The organism is Nocardiopsis chromatogenes YIM 90109, assembly GCF_000341185.1.
GTDB lineage: Bacteria > Actinomycetota > Actinomycetes > Streptosporangiales > Streptosporangiaceae > Nocardiopsis_A > Nocardiopsis_A chromatogenes.
Map to the genome: position 1 here is coordinate 1 of NZ_ANBH01000092.1, position 944 is coordinate 944.

The following is a 944-nucleotide window of genomic DNA, read 5'->3' on the forward strand; positions in this document are numbered from 1 at the left end:
CGCGCCCTCGGAGGAGGGACGCGCCGCGGCCGTGCGGCGGTTCTGCGTGCGCAGCACCGTGCGCATCAGTGCCGGGACCGCCGCCTGAGCGGCGTGCGCACGGGCGAGCTCCAGGTCGAAGGGCTGGCCCAGGACCAGCGGCCGGTCCATCGCCAGCGCCGTGTCCAGGATCGCCGTGCCCAGCGGGGTGGGGATCTGCCGCATCCCCTCGCGGGCCATCCGCTTCAGGATCACCGGGGTCAGATGCGCGGAGACGGCCCCGGCCTCCTCCCACAGGCCCCACTCCACCGACAGCGCGGGCAGACCCGCGGCGGCGCGGTGCTGCGCCAGCCCGTCCAGGAAGCCGTTGGCGGCGGCGTAGTTGCCCTGGCCGGGGCCGCCGACGGTGGCGGCCGTGGAGGAGAACAGCACGAACGCGTCGAGGTCGCGGTCCCGGGTCAGCTCGTGCAGGTGCCAGGCGGCGTCGACCTTGGGCCGCAGCACCGCGTGCAGCTGGTCGCGGGTCATCGTGGCGACCATGGCGTCCTCGGTCACGCCCGCGGTGTGCACCACGGCCCGCAGCGGGCGGTCCAGCCCCTCCAGCAGCTCCTCCAGCGCCCCGCGGTCGGCGGTGTCGCAGGCCCGTACCCGCACCTCGGCGCCGAGCGCGGCCAGCTCGGCGGCCAGTTCGGGGGCCCGTCCGCGCCGACTGGCCAACACCAGGTGGCGCACGCCGTGCTCGGTCACCAGGTGCCGGGCCACCACCCGGCCCAGCGCGCCGGTGCCGCCGGTGACCAGAACGGTGCCGTCGGTGCGCAGGGGCCGGGCGCCGGGCGCCGCGCCGGGCGCCGAGCCGGGGGCCGCGCCGGGGGCCGCGCCGGGGGCCGGGGCCCGCCGCAGCCGCGGCGCGTACGCACGACCGCCCCGGAGCGCGAGCTGGGGCTCGTTGCCGCTCGCGGCGGGCG

Annotated in this window: 1 protein-coding gene; it reads right to left on the minus strand. The window is 78.9% G+C overall.

The window, feature by feature from the left end; all coding sequences use genetic code 11:
• Window positions 1-944 (minus strand): beta-ketoacyl reductase (locus tag D476_RS0109100; RefSeq protein ID WP_017623636.1); only part of this gene is annotated, 944 nt, incomplete at both ends.